Here is a 5,041-nt window from a genome sequence, read left to right on the forward strand (position 1 = left end):
ACGCCTCGCCGACGGCCAGGGGGGTGGGCCGGACGAGCGCTCGAGCTTCTCGTGCCCCGTTCACGCAGGGGTATGCACACGACTTTCCGGAAATTCGGAATCCGTCGGCCGGGCCGGAAGGAACCGGGCTGCGAACGGCCTCGGCGCGGCGCATGGTGGTGGCATGCGGCTGCTGCTGACCTCCGACACCCATGTGCCGAAACGGGCCCGGCAACTGCCCGGGGAGCTTCTGGAGGCCGTCCGCCGGGCAGACGTCGTGATCCACGCCGGCGACTGGGTCGACGCCGCGACCCTCGACCTCTTCGAGTCCCGCTCCACGCGTCTTCTCGCGGTGTACGGGAACAATGACGGACCCGACCTGCGGGCCCGTCTGCCGGAGGTCGCGCTGGAGGAGCTCGGCGGGTTGCGCATCGGCGTCGTCCACGAAACGGGTCCCGCGCAGGGCCGCGAACGGCGGTGCGCCGAGCGTTTTCCCGAGCTCGACGTCCTGGTGTTCGGGCACAGCCACATCCCGTGGGACACGACCGCCCCAGGCGGGCTGCGGCTGCTCAATCCGGGCTCGCCGACCGACCGCCGACGTCAGCCGCACTGCACGTACATGACCGCCCGGGTGTCACGCGGCAGGCTGTCGGAGGTCGAACTGCACCGTCTGCCCCGCTCCGGGGTGGCGGCCGTGAGCCCTTGAGGTCAGCGGGCCGCCCGTGGCTCCGCGAGTGCGAGAGCCCCGCGAGCCGTGATCTCCGTGGCTCCGCGCCCGTGCCCGTGAGCCTGGGGGCTGCGAGAGCCATGCGATTCGCGGGTCCGCGCCGGTGGACCCGGAGCCCGGGCCTGTGAGGCGGGGAGACCGGGAAGTCGGTTGTCCGTGAGCCCGCGCCCGTGGCCCCGTGGCAGCGAGAGCTCGTGTGCGTGTCGAGGTCCGTGGGCCTGGAGCCCGGGCCTGTGAGGCCGGGAGACCGGGAAGTCGGCTGTCCGTGAGCCCGTGCCCGTGGCCCTGTGGCAGTGAGAGCTCGTGTGCGTGTCGAGGTCCGTGGGCCTGGAGCCCGGGCCTGTGAGGCCGGGAGACCGGGAAGTCGGCTGTCCGTGAGCCCGCGCCCGTGGCCCCGTGGCAGCGAGAGCTCGTGAGCGTGTCCCCGGAGCCCATGGACCCGGAGCCCGGGCCTGAGAGGCCGGGAGACCGGGAAGTCCGCGGTCCGTGAATTCCGCGGGCCCGTGCCCCTGAGCCGGGCGGGCCGTCGCGCTTCGCGCGGCAGGCCGGACGTGCGGTGCCGGGGGCGCCCGTCAGCCGATGTCGTACACGTCGAGGCGTCCGCACATGCCGAAACGGCCGTGCGCGGAGGGCTGTTCGGCCCGGACCCGCGCCTCTGTCAGGTGGCCCGCGCCGCCCTGATCCAGCTCGTCGAGCTGTGCGGCCGTCGCCGCGGCGGCGGCGGCCGCGCCGTCGCGCCAGCGTTCGCGCCATGCGCCGACGAGCGGCCGTACCAGGGCCGCGGCGGCCCGGTGGAACGCGGCCAGAGGCTCGGGATCACCGGCCTCCGTCGCGTTGCGCAGCGCCTCGAAACCTTCGACGGCGAGGTCGCGACGGCGGCGGGCCGCCCGCTCCAGCTCCTCCTCCGTCCCGCCCTGCGGCAGGGCGACGGCGGCGCGGTAGGCGGCGGGGTCGGCGAGCAGACGCGGCGGCAGGGTCAGCACCGCGTCGCCCGCCTCGGGGAGGCCGCAGTTTTGCATGAGCACCACGATGGTCAGACCGCCCTCGTTGACCAGCCGGTGGATGGTGCCCGGGGTGAACCAGACCAGCGAGCCCGGCGCCAGGGCTGTCTGTTCGAACCCGGATGCGGTCAGGGTCTGCACCGCGCCGCGACCGCCGGTCACGGCGTACCCCTCCGAGCAGGTCAGGTGGATGTGCGGGGTGCCTCCGCGCAGGCCGTCGGCTGCGGGCCAGTCGTAGACCCGCAGCCGCGACACGCCGATGCCGCCGGGCAGCCCGCCGTAGCCGGAGGCCGGACCGGCCGGCCGGGCAACGGTCGCCGCCGCGCCGGCGGCCGTGTCCGCGGCCGTGTCCGCAGGGTCGGTCGTGCTCACCACTCGTCTCCTCCGGTCGGGCGGCGGGCCGCCGAGCTCGCATGCAGTAAGCGCTTTCCCAGGAAACGTAAGCTCCCCTGCGGACACGGTCAAGGCCGCGTCCGTGCCCCGGGCGTCAGGTCGTCAGTCGCTTCGGCAGCCAGCGCAGCCGGGCGGCTTCCTGGAACGGGCCGCCGCCCTCGTGATCATTGAAGTCGTAGACCTCGATCTGTTTGTCCTCGTGGCCGTACGCGTTGAAGGCGGCGAACACCGTCGACGGCGGGCAGGTCCGGTCCTCCATCGCCACGGAGAAGAGCGCGGGCGCCCGGCCGCGTGCCGCGAAGTGCACGCCGTCGAAGTAGGCCAGGGTCCGCGCCGCCTGTTCGCTCCGGCCGCGGTGGGTCTTCAGGTAGTGGCCCACCTCCCGGTACGGCTCGCGGTCCGTGAGCGTCGTCGCCCGCGGGAAGTCGCACAGGAACGGCACGTCGGGTGCCACGGCCGCGAGGTCGGGTACGAGGCCGGCGGCGGCCAGGGTGATCCCGCCGCCCTGGCTGGCGCCGACGGCCGCGGTGCGGGAGGCGTCGGTCAAGGGGTGCGAGCGTGCGGCCTCGATCGCGCGGACCGCGTCGGTGAACACCCGTCGGTAGTAGTACTCGTGAGGGTCCTCGATGCCCCGCGTCAGGAAGCCGGGGTACGAAGGCGCACTGCCCACCGGGTCCGGAGTGCTGCCGGTCGACCATCCGCTGCCCTGGCCGCGGGTGTCCATCACGAAGTGCGCGAATCCGGCCGACGCGTACAGCAGATGCGTGTGCGGCAGGCCGCGGCCGCCGCCGTAACCGAGGAACTCGACGACCAGGGGCAGCGGCTCCTCGGCCCCCGCGGGCAGCACGAGCCAGCCCTTCACCGGGTGGCCGCCGAAGCCGGCGAAGGTCACGTCGTGCACGTCCACCGTGCTGAGGCCGGTCGTTACCCGCTCGAAGCGGGCGTCGAGGTCGTGGCCGCGGGCCTCCTCGAGCGTCTTCGTCCAGAACGCGTCGAAGTCCTCCGGTTCCGCGGAGGCGCTGCGGTAGGCGCGGAGCTCCGGCAGAGGCAGGTCGAACAGGGCCATGGGGCCGCCTTTCCTACGAGAAGTGGCAGCAGATCAACACGGGCTGCCACCACGGGGCAAGAGCCCGCCCGACAGGTGGAACGTCGAAGGCCGGACGCGCGGACCCGCCCTCCCGCGGCGGCGCGTGGCGTCGCACCGTGGCCGGGTGGCCGGCCCGCCGGCCCTCCGTTCGGCCCCGCTGACCTGCCCGAACCGGCTCGCGCCCGCACGCTGGAAGCGGCGGACGGCCGCGTGCGTGAGCCGGGCCGCATCTGTCGGACGTGCGGCGGGCGGAGGTCCTTGTTTTGTCATGCCCCTTGTCGCGAGAGCGGGGCCCCTGCTAAACCCTTCGGTTAGGAAAGTTTCCTTCCAATCATTCCCCGGCCGATTTCTTCGGCCTGTCCGGCTATCCGCCCAGCCAACGGAGTCCCCCATGAGACCGGCACGGTTCTGGCTACGCCCCCTGGGCAGCATCGGCGCCCTCGGCGCCGCTCTGCTCCTCACCCTCACCACCGCACCCGTCGCACCGGCGGCCCCCACACCCGCACCGCCCGCCCCGGCGGCCGCTGTCACCCACGAGGCCGAGAACGCGACCGTCTCGCGTGGTCTGGTCGAGTCCAACCACGCCGGCTTCACCGGCAGCGGATTCGTCAACTACGACAACGTCAGCGGCAGTTACGTCCAGTGGACGGTCCAGGCGGCCCAGGCGGGACGGGTCGGCCTCAAGCTGCGCTTCGCCAACGGCAGCACGTCCGGCAGGCCCATGGACATCACCGTCAACGGCGCGCTCGCCGCCGACAACCGCGCCTTCCCCGGCACCGGCGCCTGGACCTCCTGGTCCATGGCCACCGTCACCGCGGACCTCAAGGCGGGCGCCAACACCATCAGGGCGACCGCCGCCGGACCCGACGGCGGCCCGAACGTGGACCACCTCGCCGTCGAGACCACTCCCACCACCGGCGGCACCCCGGCCGGAATCAACGGACAGCTCAAGGTCTGCGGCACCAAGCTCTGCAACCAGTACGGCAACCCGATCCAGCTGCGCGGCATGAGCACCCACGGCCTCCAGTGGTACAGCCAGTGCGTCACCAACGGTTCCCTCGACGCCCTGGCCACCGACTGGAAGGCCGACGTCCTGCGGATCTCGATGTACGTCCAGGAGGGCGGCTACGAGACGGACCCGCGCGGCTTCACCGACAAGGTCCACTCGGTCATCGAGCAGGCCACCGCACGCGGTATGTACGCGATCGTCGACTGGCACATGCTCAGCCCCGGGGACCCGCACCACAACCTCTCGCGGGCGAAGACCTTCTTCACCGAGATCGCGCAGCGCCACAAGGACAAGACCAACGTGCTGTACGAGATCGCCAACGAGCCCAGCGGCGTGAGCTGGTCGAGGATCAAGAGCTACGCGGAGGAGCTCATCCCGGTCATCCGGCGCTACGACGCCGACACCCCGGTCCTCGTCGGCACGCGTGCCTGGTCCTCCCTCGGAGTCTCCGAGGGCTCGAACGAGAGCGAGGTCGTGAACAGCCCGGTCAACGCCTCCAACATCATGTACACGTTCCACTTCTACGCGGCCTCGCACAAGGACGAGTACCTGAGCGCGCTGTCCCGGGCGGCCGACCGCGTGCCCATGTTCGTCACCGAGTTCGGCACGCAGGACTACGCCGGCGAGGGCGCCAACGACTTCACCATGTCGCAGCGCTACATCGACCTGATGGCGAGCAAGAAGATCAGCTGGGTCAACTGGAACTACTCCGACGACAACAGGTCGGGCGCCGTGTTCAACAGCGGCATTTGCGCCAACAACGGCCCCTGGGCCGGCACCGGCTCGCTGAAGCCGGCCGGCGTCTGGGTCCGTGACCGGATCAGGACGGCGGACAACTTCCCGAC

The 5,041-nt window shown here is 72.1% G+C and carries 4 protein-coding genes; 2 read left to right on the forward strand and 2 right to left on the reverse strand.

All coding sequences use genetic code 11. From position 1 onward, the window contains the following. Positions 1-163 precede the first annotated feature (163 nt). Positions 164-685, forward strand: coding sequence for a metallophosphoesterase family protein (locus ACWGH4_RS31050; protein WP_453466765.1), 522 nt, complete (start codon positions 164-166; stop codon positions 683-685). Positions 686-1,278: 593 nt separating this feature from the next. On the opposite strand, the gene ACWGH4_RS31055 is transcribed toward ACWGH4_RS31050, so the two are convergent. After that, entirely contained in the window at positions 1,279-1,980 is a 702-nt protein-coding gene (locus tag ACWGH4_RS31055; RefSeq protein ID WP_453466771.1) for a cupin domain-containing protein, read from the reverse strand. Positions 1,981-2,194: 214 nt separating this feature from the next. Continuing rightward, entirely contained in the window at positions 2,195-3,166 is a 972-nt protein-coding gene (locus ACWGH4_RS31060) for an acetylxylan esterase (RefSeq protein WP_453466767.1), read from the reverse strand. Between the two features lie 412 nt (positions 3,167-3,578). Between ACWGH4_RS31060 and ACWGH4_RS31065 the strand changes: the two genes are divergently transcribed. After that, positions 3,579-5,041, forward strand: a 1,463-nt coding sequence (locus tag ACWGH4_RS31065) for a cellulase family glycosylhydrolase (RefSeq protein WP_453466769.1), incomplete at its 3' end; no start/stop codon positions are given.

It is taken from the genome of Streptomyces sp. NPDC054847, assembly GCF_053610925.1.